This window comes from Pseudoalteromonas sp. SWXJ133, from assembly GCF_015864365.1.
In the GTDB taxonomy this organism is placed as follows: Bacteria; Pseudomonadota; Gammaproteobacteria; order Enterobacterales; family Alteromonadaceae; genus Pseudoalteromonas; species Pseudoalteromonas arctica.
In genome coordinates this window covers 1-18,956 of the sequence record NZ_JADYXJ010000011.1, presented here as the reverse complement: position 1 = coordinate 18,956, position 18,956 = coordinate 1, and the positions used below count along the sequence as shown (strand labels likewise).

Genomic DNA, 18,956 nt, shown 5'->3' with positions numbered 1-18,956 from the left:
TTAATTTACACATTACTGCGTCTAATTGCTAAGTCTTCTGTTATTTTTTGCGTCATCGCTGAAGTAAGTGGGTAAATAAGCATCAATGCGGCGCCTAAAAAAGCAAATGCGGCAGGTATCCAGCTCATAAGTAATTGCATACCAGGTAGAGCTTGCGTAATTGTTAGCTCATCCATGCCGTTATAGCCATAGCCTGCAAGTACCACTAATACTAATGCACCTGCAAAACCACCCCCGGTTTTTTGCACAAATGTACCCGCAGAATAAATTAAGCCTGTAGCGCGGCGTTTGTTTTTCCACTCTGAATAATCGGCTGAATCACCAAGCATACTAAAAAATAAGGTGGGCATCATTGCGGCAAAAAATTCAGCGGCGCAACCAAAGGTAAATACAGCAACCAGGTTATCGCTAGGGACCCAGTAAAAAGCGGTAGTGAGTATGCCGCTTAGCATTAACGATGCAATAAATAGGTTTCGTTTACCCATTATTTCGGCCAGTTTACCTGTGGCAAGTGCGCCTAATATAGATACAACCAACAAGGCGATAAAATACTGTCCAGCCATGAGTTCATTAGCTACGTGGTACTTAAAGTAGTAAGCAATTACGCCGTATTTTATGCCGTTAAACATCATGGTTAAAAAACCAATACCCAGTAGTACAAGCCACGGTTTGTTGGTTAGAAGATCAACCATATCGCGCTGTGAACCCGTTAAGTTTTGCTTATCTTTATTAAGTAATTTTTTAATAACGTATGTCATTGCTGCCATAACAAGGGCAAAAAATACGCCACTGTATAAATCGCGGTAATAAAAAAACAAGGTGGTAGCAAGCAAAGGTAGGATTATAAATGGCAGGCTTTTAGTTAAATCAAATAACTCTGATTTTAAATTCCCTTCATTTGAGGCGTGCGGTGTTACACGCTCTTTAGTGGTAGAAAACGTTATAACCATTAAAATAATAAGTAAGCTGGCAAATAAGTACATAGTAAGCTGATAGCCTTTGGCATCGTCGCCGCCACCAAAAAACGCCACTAGCTCAGGTAAAAAACCCATCACTAATAAACCACCAGTAAAGGCACCAGCAAACCTAAAACCAGAGAGCTTTGTGCGCTCTGTATCGTCGGGTGTCATTACGCCCATAAGTGCCGAGTAGGGTACGTTACTTACGGTGTAAGCAAGCGTTAAACCTATGTAGGTTACGTAAGCATAAATAAGTTTATTGGTGGTACTAAAGTCGGGGGTAGTAAAACACAGCACCATAAACAAGCCCAAAAACGGTGCTGAGTAGAGTATCCATGGACGGAATTTACCAAAGCGCGACTGCGTTCTGTCGGCAATCATACCCATAATAATATCGGTTACGCCATCAGATAGCCTTACAACCAAAAATAACATAGCAGCCGCAGCGGCCGATATGCCAAATGTATCGGTGTAAAACACCGCTAAATAAGCAAGCGCACCGCGCCATACTAAGTTAGCGCCGGCATCGCCCATGGCGTAACCGACTTTTTCGTATAAAGGGAGTTTGTTCACAGTGTGTGTTCTTATTGTTATAAGCCGATAATTTATCGGCTTGTTATGAGTTTAGTGTACGCTTTACCACTGGCTTTAACAGTTCGTTTTTGTGTGTTGTAGTCTACGTGTACTATACCAAAGCGTTTTAAATATCCTTCTGCCCATTCAAAGTTATCCATTAGGCTCCACGCAAAGTAACCATCTACTTTTACACCTTGCTCGGCTGCGTTATGCAGGGCATTTAAATGCTCGTGGTAATATTCAATACGATCGTTGTCTTTTACTTCACCGTCTTTAAATTCGTCAGCCATGGCTGCACCGTTTTCGGTAATATAAATAGGCGGTAGGGTGTATTTTTCGTTCAACGATACAAGTAATTCTGTAAGCGCTTTAGGGTAAATTTCCCAGCCTATATCGGTCATTGGCGCTTTATGTGGCAGCTCATGGTAAAAGTCGGTTTCGCTTGCTTGATAATGCATGCGGGTATAAAAGTTAACCCCTAGGTAATCTAGTGGTTGAGCAATTATTTCCATGTCGCCTTCTAAAATATCAGGGCGGTGGGCTTTAGGTAATTGCGAAATTATATCTGGGTACTTACCTTGCATTACAGGCTGCATATACCATTGGTTTACGTAGTCATCAGCAAATGCAGTGGCTTTTAAATCTTCTTCACTTTGGGTGACGGAGTAACAAGGCGTAAAGTTAAGTACAATACCGTTTAGCGTATTTGGGCTGTTTTTAGCAAGTACTTGCATAGCCAAACCATGACCTAGTAATAAGTGGTGCGCGGCTTTACGGCCAAATTCGCGACCTACTATACCCGGAGCATGTACGCCAATTTCGTAGCCTAAAAATGAGCTGCAAAATGGTTCGTTTAAAGTGGCGTACGAGTGCACGCGTTCACCAAAAGCTTTGGTAATTAAGTCTGTGTAATGGGCAAATTCGTAAGCGGTGTTACGGTTTAGCCAACCGCCTTCGTCTTCAATGTGTTGTGGTAAATCCCAGTGGTACAGCGTTACAAAAGCTTTAATGTTACGACGTTTTAGCTCATCTAAAATGTCGGTATAAAACTTAACGCCGGTAGGGTTTAAGTGACCGCTTTTAGTCATTACGCGTGGCCAAGAAATAGAAAATCTGTAAGCGTCTACGCCTAACGACTCTATTAGGTTTATATCGTCTTTCCAGCGAGTGTAGTGCTCGCAAGCTATATCGCCATTTGAATTATCGACTATTTTGCCTTCTTTACTGCAAAAGGTATCCCAAATACATGGCAAGCGATCAGCTGCGCCGCCTTCAATTTGAAATGAGGCCGTAGCTACACCATAAGTAAAATTTTTGGCTAAAAGTGGTGAGCCACTAGGTAAAGATAATTGTTTCATTAAGAGAAAACCTCTGCTTCTTTGTAGTAAATTTTGCTTTTATTTATAGTTTATAAATTGCATTGATGGAAGCGCTTCCATATTTAATTTGATTAATCACTAAGGATGGTATTTAATAACTTTAAGGAAGCGCTTCCATATTTAGGTTAGTGGCTATTGTTAAGCAGGTCAATAGTTAAATTTAAATAACAAATAGGCGTTTCACAAAAACACACTGACACAACACAGGGCTATAAAAATGAAAAAAAGCTTAAACACTAAAAGGTTACACATGCTCCCCATTTTAATAGGAGGGTTATGCGTTTTAAGTGCGTGTAATAAACAAGAGGTTAACGCTAATAATAGCCAAGACGCCTTAGCCAAAAAGGCTGAGCATGAGCAAGGTGATTTATCACTTTGGCCAACGCTTAAAAGTAAGGTAGTGAAAACGCCTGAAATTGAAAATATGATTGCACAGTATTTAAAAACAATGACGCTTGAACAAAAAGTAGCGCAGATGATCCAACCTGAAATTCGCGATATAACTGCTGCAGACATGCGCAAATATGGTTTTGGTTCGTATTTAAATGGCGGTGGCTCGTTCCCGAATGCTAATAAACATGCAACGCCTGCAGATTGGATAACGCTTGCTGAAAGCATGTATCAGGCATCAGTTGATGACTCAATTGATGGCAGTAAAATTCCAACCATGTGGGGCACTGATGCAGTACATGGCCATAATAATGTGATTGGGGCGACGTTATTCCCTCACAATATTGGTTTAGGTGCTGCTAATAACCCCGCATTAATTGAGCGCATTGCAGCAGCTACTGCAATAGAAGTAATGGCAACAGGGATAGATTGGGTATTTGCACCGACTGTTGCGGTTGTGCGCGATGACCGATGGGGCCGAACGTACGAAGGCTACTCAGAAGACCCTGCAATTGTACGTGAGTATTCAGCCGCAATTGTAAACGGATTGCAAGGCAGAGCCGATGAGGACTTTTTAAGTGATAAACGCGTAATTAGTACCGTTAAGCACTTTTTAGGCGATGGCGGCACTGTAGATGGCGACGATCAAGGTGACAACATTGATAGCGAAGAGGTGTTATATAATATTCATGCGCAAGGTTATATAGGTGGCTTAACCGCAGGTAGTCAGTCGGTTATGGCATCGTTTAATAGCTGGAATGGTAAAAAAAATCACGGCAATAAATACCTACTTACTGATGTGTTAAAAACAAAAATGGGTTTTGATGGCTTTGTTGTAGGCGATTGGAACGGACACGGACAAGTTGCAGGCTGTACAAATGAAAGTTGCCCGCAGGCTGTTAATGCGGGGCTTGATATTTTTATGGTGCCAACGGGTGCATGGAAACCACTTTATGAAAATACAATTAAACAAGTAAAAGCGGGCACAATAACAATGGCGCGAATAGATGACGCCGTAGCACGTATTTTACGCGTTAAATTACGCGCGGGTTTATTTGATAAACCAAGCCCCGCAAATCGAAAATATTCAGGTAAATTAGAACTAATAGGTGCGCCAGCACATCGCGATATTGCCCGCCAAGCGGTACAAGAGTCGCTAGTACTGCTTAAAAACAACAACCATTTATTACCGCTTAACCCATCAAGCAACATCCTGATTGCAGGCGATGCGGCTGATAACATTGGCAAGCAATCGGGTGGTTGGAGTATTACGTGGCAGGGAACTAATAATCAAAATGCAGATTTTCCTGGAGCAACGTCTATTTATGCGGGGCTAAAAACGCAAATAGAGGCTGCTGGCGGTAACGCTATTTTAAGCCCAACGGGTGAGTTTAATACCAAACCCGATTTAGCCATTGTTGTATTTGGTGAAGAACCATACGCAGAGGGACATGGCGATAAAGACAACCTTGAGTTTGAACGTAACAATAAACGTTCTCTTAAAATATTAAAAACATTAAAGCAGCAAGGTATTGCGGTGGTATCGGTGTTTATATCGGGCAGACCAATGTGGGTTAACAGCGAGCTAAACGCGTCAGATGCATTTGTAGCAGCATGGCTTCCTGGCACTGAAGGACAAGGCATTGCAGATGTTTTATTAGCGGATGCAAGTGGGCAGGTACAATACGACTTTAAAGGTAAGTTGTCTTTCTCGTGGCCTAAATCGCCACTACAAACCGCAGTAAATAAGGGCGATGCTGATTACTCACCATTATTACCCTATGGCTTTGGCTTAACGTATAAAGATGAAAGTACGCTTGCCAATAATCTAAATGAAGACTCAGGTGTTGATATTAGTAACCTTGCGCCGCTATCTATATTTAATGGCAGCTTTAAAACACCGTGGCGTTTGTTTTTAAATTCAACCAGCGAGCAGCACCAAGTAGCAAGTAATAGTGTAAAACTTGGCGGCATTACTTATCGCACTGAAGACAAAGCGATTCAAGAAGATGCGATGCAATTTAATTTTGATGGCACTGCAGCCAGCTACATCGAAATTAATAGTAATTTTACCGAAGACAAAGTTGCCTACATTGAAGCAAATTCGGCCCTTAGCTTTAGCTATAAAGTAAACCAAATACCTAGCTCACAGACATACCTTGCAATGAAATGCGAACAAGGTTGTGGTGGCGAGCTTGATATTACCAATGAGCTTAAAAATGCTGATTTAAATACATGGCAAACCATGAGTATAGATTTAACGTGTTTTGCTAAAAAGGGCGTTGATTTTGCCAGAGTAACCAGCCCTTTTATTATTAAAACGGCAGGAGAGCTTAACGTTTCAGTTGCAGATATTAGCTTTGAACCACAAAGCGCTAAAACAGCAAAAATAAAGTGTGAGTAGTAGAGTGTTGATAAGTTAAGTTTATTGTGTGTTGTCTCAAAGCCCTTAGTAATAAGGGCTTTTTTTTATGCTGGGCAATACTGCTTTAAAAACTCATGATGAGATGGTAATTGGCTTACGCGTTGCTCTATTTGTTGCTTAATACCGTGTAAAAAAAGGGTGAGTTCTTCATCGCTCATCATGCTGGCTATTAAGTGATGTTGATTAGGCTCAATACCTTGACCAAGCATAACTTGCACCCACGAATCGACTCTAAAAATATCGCCATCGTCTAAAAATACACGACCGGTTTGTTTAAACAAATCAATTTTATGCTGAAGTGTTTTTGGCACTTCCATGGCACTACAATGCTGCCAAAACTCACTGTCATCACGATTAGTTACCTTGTAGTGCAGCACAATAAAGTCGCGAATATTTTCAATTTCGCTTTTAAGCTGTTTGTTGTATTCGTCAATGGCGTGATTGGTAATGCCATTAAATGGAAATAAACGCATAAAGCGAATAATACCCGACATAATTAAGTGAATGCTGGTGGACTCAAGTGGCTCTACAAAACCGCTGGCAAGGCCAAGCGCTAGGCAGTTTTTGTTCCAGCCTTTTAAGCGTCGCCCTGTTTTAAATTTAATAACACGGGGCTCTGTAAGCAGCTCACCTTCAATGTTATTTAATAATAGCGCTTTGGCTTGCTCGTCTTCCATATATTGGCTGCAATAAACCAATCCGTTGCCGACACGGTTTTGTAGCGGTATACGCCATTGCCAGCCGCTTTTATGGGCAATAGATCGGGTAAGTGGCAATACGGTCTCGCTGGTTGATTTTGTTTGCACCGTAATGGCGCTATTACACGGTAGTAAATGCGACCAGTCTTCGTAGCCAGTATGCAATGCTTGCTCTATTAATAAGCCTCTAAAGCCGGTGCAATCAATAAAAAAGTCGCCGTTAATGTGCTCGCCATTATTTAAAATCAATGATTCTATATGGCCCATTTTAGTGTTTTTTACTACTTTTTGTATTTTACCTTCAATGCGTTTTACACCTAATGGCTCTGAAAATTCACGTAAAAACTGCGCGTAACGTGTGGCGTCCATATGGTAAGCATAGTTAATGGGGTTTTGCTGATTAAACGCAAATTTACCGCTTTTAGCCGCTTGCAGTTCGTAGCAGTAATCGCCAAATGGATTGTTTATTCCTAGATCTTTACCTTGCAGCCAAAAGTGGTGAAATTCACCCGCCCAGCATTCTTTGCCCGTTGCGCCAAATGAGTGAATATAATGGGTGTTTTCATCGCCCCAGTTTTCAAAGCTAATGCCAAGTTTAAAGCTGGCTTGAGTGGCTTTCATAAATGCTTGCTCGTTTATACCTAGCAATTTATGAAATGTACGAATTGGCGGAATTGTTGCCTCGCCAACGCCCACGGTGCCAATATCGTCAGATTCAACAAGGGTTATGTTTATATTGTTGCCAACTAGTTTGGCAAGTGCCGCTGCGGCCATCCAACCGGCAGTGCCGCCTCCAGCAATTACTACGTTTTTAACAGCATTTGTTTTAGTCATTATGTGGCTGCCCATTATTTGATAAAAGGTGATTTAAAAGCGTGCGATTACTTGGCAGTCCATTTAAGCACTGCGCTATTTTTTCGCGATTTTGCTGATAATAGTAATCCCCAGCACGTGGGTCGTTAAATGTATTGTGTGCAGATACTGTTTGTGTATTAAAGCCCATGCCATATAAAACGTATTGGTAACTGCTTGATGAAAACACTTCTTCGTTTTCAATAAAATCAAAGCGGCTAGGGGGCTGAAATTGCCAAAGTTTAAGTAAGTTTTGCAGGCGCTCGGGCGCGGTATTTAAATTACTAATATCTTGCCAATAAGGAGTGTCGTCGCGCTCGCTTAGCACATAATGAAGTTTTAAAAACTCAATAACGCGCTGCCAACGAGTGCTAAAACGTTCATTGAAACGCGTTTCAAGCTGGCTCATGTGGGGGCGGTTTTGTGGAAGTTGCTCGCTTATCATGCTAATTGAAAGCTCAACCATGGCAAGTGCTGACGCTTCAAGTGGCTCTAAAAAGCCAGCTGACATCCCCACGGCAACACAATTTTTAATCCAAAATTGTTGCCTGTAACCAGGGCTGAATTTTAATACGCGGTAGTTAAGTTGCTCAGCTTGTTGCTCACTGGTACTTTTAGCTATGTAGCTTTTTAATGTGTTTTTTGCGCTTTCATCGCTTTGATATTTACTACTAAATACATAACCTGTACCACGGCGCGTTGGCAGGGCTATATCCCAAATCCAGCCGTTACTTTGCGCTGTAGATAGCGTTGCAGAGGCAATTGGCTGATCGGTGTTTGCATTAGGTATTTGCGCCGCAACAGCGCTGTTATTAAATAAAATATGATCTTGCGCTATAAACTCACTATTAAAATGCTCCCCAATTAAACGAGCGCGAGAGCCTGAGCAATCTATAAATAAATCACCCGTTATATTGCCATTATTATTTGTTTTTAATGAGGCAATATAGCCATGCTCGTCGTTAATAACCTCGGTTACATCGTCAGTAATATGCGTAACATTTAGATTTTTAACACAGTAATTTTTTAAAAACTCAGCAAATTTACCCGCATCTAAATGATAGCCATAGTTGGTAACTGCTGCGTATTCGGGTGTTTGTAATTGCTTTGGTGCAAGTGCGGCTTGGCACACAAAGCTTTGCATATTAACAACGTCGGCAAATTTTTGATCAGGTGCAATACGTTGCCAGCTGGCGTGTAAATTGGTTTGCTCGTAGCCTTGTGGATTCATAAAAGGGTGGTAGTAGTTTTCTCCCTCGCTGAGGTTACGCCAATTTATAAATTTAGAACCTTGCTTAAATGACGCGTCGCACTGGGTTATAAAATCAATTTCTTTAATGCCAATACGTTGTAGCGTGTTACGCATTGACGGCCACGTGCCTTCGCCCACGCCCAATATAGGCACATTTGCCGACTCCACTAACGTTACATTAAGGTGCGGGTGTTCGGCGGCTAATAAGCCTGCGCTTAGCCAGCCGGCAGTACCACCACCTAAAACGACTATTTTTGTTATTGGTTTGGTCATGAGTTAACACCCTAAAGTTGATAACATTTAAACTAGCATTAATACTGTTTTAAATACAAAAAAGCCGCTAGTAAAAACTAACGGCTTTACTTTGTATTACCTTTAGAAGTTGTAACGCATACCAATATTGTAACGTGCACCTAGCTGTTGTAGGTTCCACAATTGTACTGACGTACGGCCATGTTCGCGGCTGTTTTGCTCAGTAATGTTAAGGCCTTCAACAAAAAACGAGAGTTGTTCGCTGTAGTTGTACGCAACATTAAAGTCGATTTGATAATATTCTTCAGTAAAGCCTGGCTCGTTAATATAACGCGCTGCGCTATTTAAAAACTTATCACGCCAGTTGTACGCAATACGTGCTTGAAAATCATCGTTTTCGTACATGGCAATAAAGTTAGCTGTGTCACTTAAACCCACTAGTGCAAATTGTGTAGTAGTAGGGTCAGCGTTTACATCAAAGTCTATGTCGCCATTAACAGTGGTGTAGTTTGCTTGCACCCCAAAACCGCTTTCACCAAAAAAGTGCTGAAAGGCAATTTCGAAACCATCAATTGTGGCATTTTTATTGTTGGTAGGTACTTGCGCTGTAAATTCTAGTAATGGGTCATCGCTGTTAGCAATTACATCGTAGGCGGCTTCAAACTCTTCGTAGGTCATAGAGTCAAAATCAACGTTGTTTTCTGTTGCGGCAACCATTTGAAATAAGTTTGAATCGGTTAGAGCAAGTCCGCGAGATTCTAGCTCAGCAATGGCAGCTTGAGCGCGAGGGCCCGCTGTTGCATCGCGTAATCCGTAGTAGTTTTGCGTCATTGGTGTTAAACCAATAAAGTTTTCGATGTCTTTAGTGTAATAACCTACCGACACATAACTTGTTTCTGCAAAGTACCACTCAGCCGATACATCAATATTATCTGATTCAAGCGGCACTAAACCAGGATTACCCGTTGACGCTGTAGCCGGTGATGAACCCGCTAAAAGAGTAGGGGCGCCCGGTACACCAACCGTCGCTGCTGAACTTAAGTTGTCGTAAGTTGGGCGAGCAATTGTAGTGCTATAAGAAAAACGCGCTTTTACGTTTTCAATTACTTCTATGTCAAAGTCAAAGCTTGGTAAAAAGTGATCGTAGCTAGATTTAAGCGTGAAATCTTCTTTAGCCGAGCCAAAACGAACATTAAAGTCGTTATTACCTTCCCACGCTACTGCGTTAGGTAAGTCGATATTAGCCGTTGAGGTAATGTCGGTAGACTCTTGGCGTGCGCCAATAACAATGTTGTATGGCATATCGCCAATGTAACCATTGTAAGTAAATTGCACAAACGCTGCGGTTATGTCTTCTTCAATGGTGCGGTTAGTTGCAAATGCGCCATCGGCTGCAAAGTTAAAGCCGTATTCTTCACCTGCCCAGTAACCAATTTGCGATGCGCTGCCGGTATAACCTTGGTTGAACGAGCCCGATGTATCGTAGTCGTCAAACTCAGCTAAAAAGTTTGTTGGGTTTAGGTAGCCATCAGGTAGTTCGCCTGGGTTTTCGATACCCCAGTTACCCATTGTATTACGTGTAAGTGATTGCAGTGAATGGCTTTCCATAGAGCGAGACTCTATACCAAAGTCAATTGCGCCGTTTTCAATTTCGTATTTACCATGGATTCTAAATTCTGTGATTTCAGACTCTTGGCGAGCAAAGTTAGAATCTAAAATAGACGTACCCACATCAGAGGCATCTAACGTGTTATTACAATTTAGGTTGTCTCGGCGGCAATCATCAAAATCGATACTCATTGATGGAAGCTCGCGGCTAAAATCAACTTCTTGTGCGTTAACTACGTTTGCGCCCAAGCCTGCGTTTACCCAGCTGCCGTAAGGTGCATCTGGTTTGCTAGTGGCTTTTGAATTGTGCGCATCAAACATAAAGCTCAATTCTGAATTGAAATAGTATTCAACGTTTAAACCAATAGAGTCGTTTTGGTTAACTTGGTTTAACTCTTGAAACGCTAAACCTAAATCGCGTGTTTGCTGATCGCGACGTTCTTCTCGGTAATAAATAGGAGTTTTTACCGTGTTATCGTCAAATGTTAGCGCGCTTTTGTAGTTATCCATCCAAATTGATTGCTCAGCACGGGCTTCGAATAAATCTTGCTTAGAATATGTGTAATCCAGCGTGGCTGTTAAATCGTCAATAGGGCTGTACTGCAGCGTTAATTGCGCGTTTGTACGAGTACGTTCTCTGTCGGCAATGGTGTAGCGCAAATCTGATGGCATTGAATAAAGCTGGCCAACGGCGGGTGCATTAGTTAAAACAATATCGTCTGCAGCTTGTGGGATTGTGCCGTCAAAAGCTGATGTATTCCATTGATTTACAAACGCACCTGTTGATGAGCTATCGCGCTGTTGCATGCTTGCAGTTAACGAGGCACCAAATTTAGCTTCACTGTCGGTCCAGCTGATTAAGCCCGAAAGCTCTGGTGTTATGTCATCACCAACACGGTTTGTTGAGTCGTGTAATGCTTTTACACCTACGCTTGAAATAAAGCCTGGATTGTCGAGTGGGCGAGCCGTATTTATATTAATTGTTGCGCCAATACCACCTGATGCAATACTTGCTTTACCAGTTTTATATACTTCAACCGATTTAACGCTATCAGACGCTAAGTTTGCAAAGTCAAAAGCACGAGAGCTGGGTGTACCACCGCCTGAAGGCAATGATGCTGCCGGCATAGTACGACCGTTTAGGGTTACCATATTGTAGTCGGGGCCAAAACCACGAACAGTTACTTTAGAGCCTTCACCATTCGAACGATCAATCGACACACCTGTAATACGCTGTAGCGACTCGGCTAAGTTGGTATCAGGAAATTTACCAATATCTTCAGCTGATATTGCATCTACAACACCTGCGGCGTCGCGTTTTAACCGAGTTGACTCTTTAATACTGCTTTTAAAACCAGTAACTTGAATTACTTCAACATCTGTATTTGCTTCTTGTGCATATACAGGTAAAGAGATTGATGCGCCTAAAATCAGAGATAGGCTGGTCGCTATCTTTGTTTTTCTTACAATATGGTTGGACATTCGGTTTCCCTCGCACTTTTATCATTATTATTAACAGCTGTATGGGGCTGTTATTGTGTAATTATAAACATTGTCAAATGTATGGAAGCGCTTCCAGAAAAATTCATTTAACTGAGCTTTGTGGAAGCGCTTCCAGAAATGCTAGTTTAAATTTTAAAAAGGGTCAACTATTGTTTTAATAAAATGAGACTAAATTGTTCTTAAAATGTATTTTTTTAAATTTAATTTTATTTAAATTATAAATTACAGGTGGTTATAAAAAACCGTTTGAAATAGTGCTGTAACAACATTTTATTATAAGAAAACCAATTATTGATTAATTTAGTTATTTACACACTTTTATAAGGTGTTTAAATCAGCTTTTAATACAAGCTAAAATTAATAAATCGGCCGTTGGTCACTCAACTAAAAAATAGGTACATTTGCTAACTTAGCGAAAATGCCGATGTAGTGATTATGTACAACGCAATTGATGAAAACGCATCAAGCGGCGGTTCTATCTCATTTTATGAATCGGTCATTAAAAAATCGGCAATTGTTTAAAAAATCGTTAATTAAATCACTAAAAAGTAACGTAGTTTTTGCAGAAGATGGTATAAAAATAAACTTATAAAGTAATGCGCATAAGAGTGTTGCGGGTCGCTAGTTTTATCGCTATTTTAAAGGTTCTCTCATAGATGGATTTTATTATGCGCATTAAATTTTTAGCGAGCTTTTATTCTTTCTTCTTGTTTGCACTGTTTGGTTGTGACGACCAAAGCATGGCAATGCAAGATAGCCCTCAGCTAAATAGTAATGCAAGTAACTTACCCTCTGATCTCAAAGTAAACACACCTCCAGCAGCTCAAACAAACGAACCCGCTTTAGTGGTCGGTATGCTAGCAACACATTGTAAAAGTAAAGAAGCAGCCTACATTAACGCAAAAATGCATAAAGTTGTGCGTAACCCAGATGAAAGTACAGCCTACAAGTTAGAGCCTACCGATAAAGTGCTTTCTATTTGTGTTGCAAAAGATGACTCATCGCTTAGTTATCGATTTGGTAGAGTTAATGACATAGGGCTTGAAAAAGAAGCAACACCAGATGCACCATTTGGTAGTTACTACAGGCAAGTAGGGCGTATTGGCGAGAGTATTTTATTTTTTAGTAACGGCGAATATCATTATTATATTATTAACTCAGGCGGTATGGGCAGCGGTGTAACGGTTAATGTTTATAAAAACGATACATTAATAACTGAGCTGTTTTCGGGTAATGATCCTTACGATGATTTTGTTATAGCAACCGATTTAAATTTCCCTAAAAAATTGGTTATCGAAAAACAGCCATTTAATAAGCAAATGCAGTAAATAATGACTCCTCAGCAGCAAAACGTAATAGAGCAAGGGCATTGGTTTAAAAACCGTAGCGCTTATTTAAAAAGCTTTTTATTAACGCAGGGCAAAACGCTCTCGCTAAAGGCTCAGCAATCATTATTTTTGCGAGGTGATAAGCACGATGGAATTTATGCCGTACTTAGCGGCGTGGTGCGTATTAGTGGCGTAAGTAACGAAGGCAAAGAAGCCGTATTGAGCTTTATTGATTCATCACTGTGGTTTGGCGAAGTTACCTTGTTTGATGGTGGCCTGCGTACTCATGACGTATATGCACAAACTGATGTTGTGCTTTTTTACGTGCCCCAACGCGAGCTTGAACAGCTATTAAACGAACAGCCACAATATTGGCAAGAGTTTGGTTTATTGCTGGCACAAAAGTTACGCCTAATGTTTACCCCAATGGAAGATCACGCATTACTAAGTGCTGAGCAAAAAGTATGCAATCGACTTTTAATGCTCAGCGAGCATACAGAGCACTTAACACCACTTGTTTTATCTCAGCAGCAACTTGCTGATATGACCTACCTAACGCGCCAAACTATTAATCAAATACTGCAACAGCTTGTTAGCCTACAAGCCATTAGTTTGGGGTATCAACGCATAACTGTTTTAGATAAACAAAAGTTACAGGCGCGTGCTACACAAGCTTAAATAGAGACCGCTTTATTTAGTTGGAACCAAAATTGCTACAGATAATGTAACGCAACAATGGATTTGAGCTAATGACTACAATAACCTTTAAAAATCAATATAGTAATTATAACTCTCCTGCGGTAAATAAAGCGGCAGGTCCAAGCGAAGTTGCGGCAACTAATGTCCTTCCTAATGAAAAAACAAGTGATGCTAAAGGCATTACCTCAGCCCCTAAAGAACCAACGTTTTTAGAAAGTGCCCAAGAAGCGCTGGTTTATCAGCGCTTAGGTGTAAACAAAAACAAAATAGACGAGCTAAAAGCGACAATAGAAGAGCTCATTAAAGAACAGCAAAGTGAGGGCGCAGACCCTAGCGCAATTGCTGATAAAATAGAGGAACTTCAAAAAATGCTTGAGCAAGAGTATCAAAAAGGGCGCGAGCGAACGGATATGCAAGGTGAGCATGAGCCGGGTAAAATAATTTCTGCATTTGTTTAATTTACAAAATGTCGGATACCTGACATTGTTGCTGTACTTACTTTTGCTAAAGTAAGTTTTATATATAAAAATAAAGGCAAAACAATGAAAACACTTCAACAGCAACTTGGTAAATATGGTTTGTATCATCGTTCTAAGCGTAATGTACTAACGCACTTTATTGGTATTCCGCTCATTGTATTTGCAGCGTTGTGTTTACTAGCGCGCATTCAAATACCCCTTGGTAGTGTAGTAATTGATGGCGCACAACTTTTTGTATTAGCGTCGGTTGTTTATTATTTTATGCTGAGCTTTTCGCTTGGCTTTATTATGGCCGTGATATTCACTTTACTCCTTGTTGGTGCTCAGCCTATTGCGGCAATGGCGTTTTGGCCTTGGTTGAGTATTGGCGTAGGTGTGTTTGTATTTGGCTGGGTATTACAGTTTATTGGGCACTATTACGAAGGTAAAAAACCGGCGTTTGTAGATGACCTAATTGGTTTAATTATTGGCCCTTTGTACGTAACTGTTGAACTACTATTTTTAATGGGTTTTTACAAAACATTAGAAGATGAAGTAAACGCAATAGCAGGTCCTACAAAGGCGTAAAATACTTTACTAAGTACCTTTATAAAACCTAATAAATAACAATAAAAGGGCAGATAACGCATGCAATATAATAATAAAACCGTGTGGATCACCGGCGCATCATCAGGTATTGGTAAAGAGCTTGCTATACAATTTGCCGAGCTTGGAGCGCGCGTTATTTTATCAGCGCGCAATGTAGATAAACTAAACGATTTAAAAGCAACGCTTAAAGGCGAAGGGCACTTAGTTGTGCCGCTGGACTTAGCCGAGCCAGAGCATGTACTGAGTACAGTAACAGCAAAAATGAGCGAGCTTCCTGCAATAGATATTTTAATTAATAACGGCGGCGTATCGCAGCGCAGTTTATTTTTAGAAAACGACTTTAACGTGTACCGCCAATTAATGGAGGTTAATTACTTTGGCTTAATTGCACTTACTAAAGCTATATTGCCTTCTATGGTGGCAAGGCGCAGTGGCTCAATTGTGTCCATTAGTAGTGTGGCGGGTAAAGTTGGTTCAAAATTTAGAACAGGTTATTCGGGTTCTAAATATGCGGTTGTTGGTTTTATGGATTGCCTACGTGCAGAAGTAGCACAACATAATATTCATTGTTTAACAATTTGCCCAGGCTCTATTAAAACAGCAATTGCGCATAACTCACTAAACGAGCAAGGCATAGCGCAAAATAAACCAGAAGAGTCGATAGAAAATGGCATGGATGTAAGCGTAGCTGCTTCAAAAATGATTCGTGCCATTAGTAATAAAAAAGACGAAGTGATTATTGGCAAAGGTTTAAGTGGTTGGGCGCCTACAATTAAGCGCTTTTTTCCTACTTTGTTTAATCGCATTACCGCAAAAACAAACTATAGGTAGCGTCGTTTATTTCAAAGGCGTAAAATGCCGTAAATTTGATCAATTTAGAAAAGGATTCTAAATGAAGTATTCATGGCTGAGCCTATTTTTTATTGTATTAATTTGGTCTGGTATTAACCCAAAAGATCAATTTACATGGCTGCTTGAAGTTATCCCCGCAATTATTGGTTTAGTGCTGCTAGCAAGTACCTATAGCCACTTTAAACTTACCCCTATTTTATATACATTTATTTTAGCGCATTGCATAGTGCTGATGATTGGTGGGCATTACACCTACTCCGAAGTCCCTTTGTTCGATAATCTATTTGGTAGCGAGCGTAATAACTACGACAAAGTAGGGCACTTTTTTCAAGGGTTTGTACCTGCACTACTAGCACGCGAAATTTTACTGCGCAAAAAAGTAGTAAATGGTCGAGGCTGGTTAATCGCTTTTGTTATTTCGGTATGTTTAGCATTTAGCGCGTTTTACGAATTAATAGAATGGTGGGTTGCAGTGTTAAGCGGCGAAAACGCAGAAGCGTTTTTAGGCACGCAAGGTTACGTGTGGGATACCCAATCAGATATGGGACTGGCGTTATTTGGAGCTATTTGCTCGCTGTTAGTACTTTCAAGAGTACACGACAAACAGCTAAAAAACGTTAAAGATTATTTATAGGAACTTTCTATAGAAATGTTTATAAAAACATTGATAAAAAAGACTACTAACGTATGACCGCAAACACTAGTGATTACTCAATTAGCACAGACAAAAGTAAACTTAACTTTAACGTTATTTATAACTTTATTGCTAATAGCTATTGGGCCAAAGGCATTCCTAAAAGCGTGATGCAATCAGCTATTGATAACTCAATGTGCTTTGGTGTTTACAGCGCTCATAACGAGCAAGTTGGATTTGCCCGAGTAGTGACCGATAAAGCAACCTTTGCCTATTTAGCCGATGTATTTATTGCCCCGCACTTGCAAGGAAATGGGCTGAGTAAGTTACTCATTCAAACGATAGTAGAGCACCCTGAGCTACAAGGGCTCAGGCGCTTTTTATTAGCAACTTCTGATGCGCATGGCCTTTATGCGCAATACGGGTTTAAACCTATAGATAACCCCGCACTATTAATGCAAATAAATCCTGAGAATGTGTATGGTAATAGCAAGTAGAGAATACATTCTAAAGTGGGGATTATTATTGATGATTCATTATATAGCTAATTAGTAAGCTATTTTTTAAGTTATCAACTTTCTGACAGCAGGTATTAATACTCCTTTAAATACGATATTTTTTCTTCATTGATAGAGAAAAAGAAAGTACAAATAGAGCCAACCACCAAGCAGCAAATACCCACAATCCAGGCTTAAGCTCACACCATTCTGTAATGTTAATAACACCATATATGAACAGACTTAGAGAGATGAATGGTAAAATAAATAGGGAGTAAAACAGATATATAATAAAGTTTGATAGAAGTTTTTGATACAGTTTATGCTCATTATCAGAGCGAAACTCGATCATTAAAAAAATACATTGTGAAGATATAAGCAAGGTAATTACTTGTAATAAACACCAGCCTAAAGCCGCTAGAATCGCTATCCATTGCATTGTCATTTTTCGTTTTCCTTGCGCTTTTACTTGAAGAGACCGTTATGAAGCTATTGGTACGTTTTACCTTTGTGCTTTAACCAACCATCAACGTGATGTCCATTTGGATCTTTATGAGTCCAGTGTACTACGCCCCCTTTTTTATTCCACTCATACTCACCGTAAAATTGAACAGTATCACCCTTTGAAATCAAATTAATTCTTGGGGCAAGGTCAATATTATGTGCAATTAAAATAGTAATACCTGTACTTAATTTAAGAATAAATTTTTGATGACGCGAACCTTGATTATCATCATTTAATATACGAATAACGATTCCAGAATCTTGTACTTGAACGTTACTTTGGTGATTTTTGTATGCTTCATTCAAAGATGTAGCATTTGCAAAATTTGACCACTGTAGAAAAGTAAACCCGACTAAAATATATATTAATAACTTACGCATACATTAAATCTTCCTTAGTTCTATAACGCCACAAAAGCGGCTATAATCTGTGAAGTATGGATAATAGTATGATGGTTTTTAGTTGAGGTGTAATCAATTCTTAACTGACACTCTTTTACTTTTACTTGGCAGTAATCAAAAAATACTAAATCTGTATAGATTATTAAACCAGACAGCCACTCCAAATAAATAAAGTCAATCTAGGCTAGATTCACTTTTTAGGTTAAGAATTTATCTTTTACTACTCGGTTACTTACTTTTCATTCATAAAATAACTCATTATCACGCTTAAACCTAAATTAAGCGCATGAAAATAACTGCATAATGCAGTTGTGATTTATTACTGAATAGTTTTACTGAGTAGTTTAAATTTTATGCCAGTAGTTTTTCGCAGTTACTGATATTCGCTCGCCGCTTTCGCTTTAAGTTTTCACAATAACTTGCTTGTGAAGCTGTTCTGCCTAATGGGCCATGAAATACGCGCGTAAATTGGGTTGTAAGCTTTAACCAGTTTTCGGGGGAAATATGAACTCTTTCGAGTAAGGGTAAGTGTGTACTTTCAATATAACCGCGTTTGTCTTCTCGTATACAACGTCCTGTTAATTCAACAAGTTCAAGGTACGATTTAAGCTCAAACGGGAGTCCTTTTGGCATTATCTGACGTGGCACGCCTGCAAAGCGAAAGAGTTGTTTTGGTTGTTTTCCTTCTTTTGCAGATGTTAGTCGCTGTTTAACGCTGGTGTGGTCTGATTCCTCAGGCGTGTTAGCCATTTTAGCTCTAATTGGGTTTAAATCGACATACGCCATACAAGCGGCAAGTGCTGCTTCATCTAATAATGCTTGAGACGTAAAGCGTCCCTCCCAAAACCTGCCAGTGCAGTTGTCTTCTTTATTTGCTCTGCGGGCAATGTCTTCATTTAATAATCGCTGATATATTGCCAACAGCTTATTAAATACGACTTTTGGAGGCTATAACCCTCCAGGGCAAGATCACGAACTTTACCTTGACTTAAAAGTATGATCTTATACTCCTTTTTTAAGGAGCATTCTCATGCTTGATATTCAGCTATTTAAATATTTCGAATCAATCGATGATCCTC

General features: G+C 40.0%; 15 protein-coding genes and 1 pseudogene. 8 read left to right on the top strand and 8 right to left on the bottom strand.

Annotation, left to right across the window (positions count from 1 at the left end; all coding sequences use genetic code 11):
- Positions 1-5: 5 nt before the first annotated feature.
- Together I6F40_RS10200 and I6F40_RS10195 are read right to left on the bottom strand one after the other, a co-directional pair.
- The gene (locus I6F40_RS10200) at positions 6-1,532 is read right to left on the bottom strand and encodes an MFS transporter (RefSeq protein WP_197192863.1); all 1,527 of its coding nucleotides are present in this window, start codon (positions 1,530-1,532) and stop codon (positions 6-8) included.
- Between the two features lie 32 nt (positions 1,533-1,564).
- Positions 1,565-2,893 (bottom strand): GH1 family beta-glucosidase, encoded by a 1,329-nt coding sequence (locus tag I6F40_RS10195; protein WP_197192862.1) that lies wholly within the window; start codon positions 2,891-2,893, stop codon positions 1,565-1,567.
- A gap of 238 nt (positions 2,894-3,131) precedes the next feature.
- On the opposite strand from I6F40_RS10195, the gene I6F40_RS10190 reads away from it, so the two are divergent.
- Positions 3,132-5,708 carry a glycoside hydrolase family 3 protein gene (locus I6F40_RS10190; RefSeq protein WP_197192861.1) on the top strand — a complete coding sequence of 859 codons (2,577 nt, stop codon included), beginning with the start codon at positions 3,132-3,134 and terminating at the stop codon, positions 5,706-5,708.
- Positions 5,709-5,773: 65 nt separating this feature from the next.
- Here I6F40_RS10190 and I6F40_RS10185 read toward each other — a convergent pair whose 3' ends face one another.
- The 3 genes from I6F40_RS10185 to I6F40_RS10175 all read right to left on the bottom strand — a co-directional run bounded on the left by I6F40_RS10185 (position 5,774) and on the right by I6F40_RS10175 (position 11,873).
- Positions 5,774-7,261, bottom strand: a complete 1,488-nt coding sequence (locus I6F40_RS10185) for a tryptophan halogenase family protein (protein WP_197192860.1) — start codon at positions 7,259-7,261, stop codon at positions 5,774-5,776.
- Positions 7,254-8,804: a tryptophan halogenase family protein gene (locus I6F40_RS10180; RefSeq protein WP_197192859.1), complete on the bottom strand. Its 1,551-nt coding sequence runs from the start codon at positions 8,802-8,804 to the stop codon at positions 7,254-7,256. The genes I6F40_RS10185 and I6F40_RS10180 overlap by 8 nt, the downstream gene beginning before the upstream one ends.
- Positions 8,805-8,906: 102 nt before the next feature.
- A complete protein-coding gene (locus I6F40_RS10175; RefSeq protein ID WP_197192858.1) occupies positions 8,907-11,873 on the bottom strand; it encodes a TonB-dependent receptor in 2,967 nt (988 codons plus the stop codon).
- 677 nt (positions 11,874-12,550) lie between these two features.
- On the opposite strand from I6F40_RS10175, the gene I6F40_RS10170 reads away from it, so the two are divergent.
- The 7 genes from I6F40_RS10170 to I6F40_RS10140 all read left to right on the top strand — a co-directional run bounded on the left by I6F40_RS10170 (position 12,551) and on the right by I6F40_RS10140 (position 16,971).
- Positions 12,551-13,222 carry a hypothetical protein gene (locus I6F40_RS10170; protein ID WP_197192857.1) on the top strand — a complete coding sequence of 224 codons (672 nt, stop codon included), beginning with the start codon at positions 12,551-12,553 and terminating at the stop codon, positions 13,220-13,222.
- A 3-nt stretch (positions 13,223-13,225) separates the two neighbouring features.
- The gene (locus tag I6F40_RS10165; protein ID WP_197192856.1) at positions 13,226-13,900 is read left to right on the top strand and encodes a Crp/Fnr family transcriptional regulator; all 675 of its coding nucleotides are present in this window, start codon (positions 13,226-13,228) and stop codon (positions 13,898-13,900) included.
- A gap of 71 nt (positions 13,901-13,971) precedes the next feature.
- Positions 13,972-14,379 carry a hypothetical protein gene (locus I6F40_RS10160; RefSeq protein WP_197192855.1) on the top strand — a complete coding sequence of 136 codons (408 nt, stop codon included), beginning with the start codon at positions 13,972-13,974 and terminating at the stop codon, positions 14,377-14,379.
- Between the two features lie 84 nt (positions 14,380-14,463).
- Entirely contained in the window at positions 14,464-14,967 is a 504-nt protein-coding gene (locus I6F40_RS10155) for an Mpo1 family 2-hydroxy fatty acid dioxygenase (RefSeq protein ID WP_010553511.1), read from the top strand.
- 60 nt (positions 14,968-15,027) lie between these two features.
- The gene (locus I6F40_RS10150; RefSeq protein ID WP_166379360.1) at positions 15,028-15,819 is read left to right on the top strand and encodes an SDR family oxidoreductase; all 792 of its coding nucleotides are present in this window, start codon (positions 15,028-15,030) and stop codon (positions 15,817-15,819) included.
- Positions 15,820-15,880: 61 nt separating this feature from the next.
- A complete protein-coding gene (locus tag I6F40_RS10145) occupies positions 15,881-16,474 on the top strand; it encodes a DUF2238 domain-containing protein (RefSeq protein ID WP_166379358.1) in 594 nt (197 codons plus the stop codon).
- A 53-nt stretch (positions 16,475-16,527) separates the two neighbouring features.
- Entirely contained in the window at positions 16,528-16,971 is a 444-nt protein-coding gene (locus I6F40_RS10140; protein WP_166379356.1) for a GNAT family N-acetyltransferase, read from the top strand.
- Positions 16,972-17,077: 106 nt separating this feature from the next.
- Here I6F40_RS10140 and I6F40_RS10135 read toward each other — a convergent pair whose 3' ends face one another.
- The 3 genes and pseudogenes from I6F40_RS10135 to I6F40_RS10125 form a co-directional block, all read right to left on the bottom strand.
- Positions 17,078-17,416 (bottom strand): hypothetical protein, encoded by a 339-nt coding sequence (locus I6F40_RS10135; protein WP_149592096.1) that lies wholly within the window; start codon positions 17,414-17,416, stop codon positions 17,078-17,080.
- A gap of 44 nt (positions 17,417-17,460) precedes the next feature.
- Positions 17,461-17,856, bottom strand: coding sequence for a DUF3465 domain-containing protein (locus I6F40_RS10130; RefSeq protein WP_166379352.1), 396 nt, complete (start codon positions 17,854-17,856; stop codon positions 17,461-17,463).
- Positions 17,857-18,228: 372 nt separating this feature from the next.
- Positions 18,229-18,789, bottom strand: a pseudogene (locus tag I6F40_RS10125) (transposase); the annotation flags it as partial.
- Positions 18,790-18,956: the final 167 nt, after the last annotated feature.

Excerpts from the sequence above, each read along its gene's own strand:
- I6F40_RS10195 (WP_197192862.1), bottom strand. The coding sequence starts at position 2,893 with ATGAAACAATTATCTTTACCTAGTGGCTCACCACTTTTAGCCAAAAAT.
- I6F40_RS10160 (WP_197192855.1), top strand. The coding sequence starts at position 13,972 with ATGACTACAATAACCTTTAAAAATCAATATAGTAATTATAACTCTCCT.
- I6F40_RS10135 (WP_149592096.1), bottom strand. The coding sequence starts at position 17,416 with ATGACAATGCAATGGATAGCGATTCTAGCGGCTTTAGGCTGGTGTTTA.
- I6F40_RS10185 (WP_197192860.1), bottom strand. The coding sequence starts at position 7,261 with ATGACTAAAACAAATGCTGTTAAAAACGTAGTAATTGCTGGAGGCGGC.
- I6F40_RS10130 (WP_166379352.1), bottom strand. The coding sequence starts at position 17,856 with ATGCGTAAGTTATTAATATATATTTTAGTCGGGTTTACTTTTCTACAG.
- I6F40_RS10180 (WP_197192859.1), bottom strand. The coding sequence starts at position 8,804 with ATGACCAAACCAATAACAAAAATAGTCGTTTTAGGTGGTGGTACTGCC.
- I6F40_RS10170 (WP_197192857.1), top strand. The coding sequence starts at position 12,551 with ATGGATTTTATTATGCGCATTAAATTTTTAGCGAGCTTTTATTCTTTC.
- I6F40_RS10190 (WP_197192861.1), top strand. The coding sequence starts at position 3,132 with ATGAAAAAAAGCTTAAACACTAAAAGGTTACACATGCTCCCCATTTTA.
- I6F40_RS10175 (WP_197192858.1), bottom strand. The coding sequence starts at position 11,873 with ATGTCCAACCATATTGTAAGAAAAACAAAGATAGCGACCAGCCTATCT.
- I6F40_RS10145 (WP_166379358.1), top strand. The coding sequence starts at position 15,881 with ATGAAGTATTCATGGCTGAGCCTATTTTTTATTGTATTAATTTGGTCT.
- I6F40_RS10140 (WP_166379356.1), top strand. The coding sequence starts at position 16,528 with ATGACCGCAAACACTAGTGATTACTCAATTAGCACAGACAAAAGTAAA.
- I6F40_RS10155 (WP_010553511.1), top strand. The coding sequence starts at position 14,464 with ATGAAAACACTTCAACAGCAACTTGGTAAATATGGTTTGTATCATCGT.
- I6F40_RS10165 (WP_197192856.1), top strand. The coding sequence starts at position 13,226 with ATGACTCCTCAGCAGCAAAACGTAATAGAGCAAGGGCATTGGTTTAAA.
- I6F40_RS10150 (WP_166379360.1), top strand. The coding sequence starts at position 15,028 with ATGCAATATAATAATAAAACCGTGTGGATCACCGGCGCATCATCAGGT.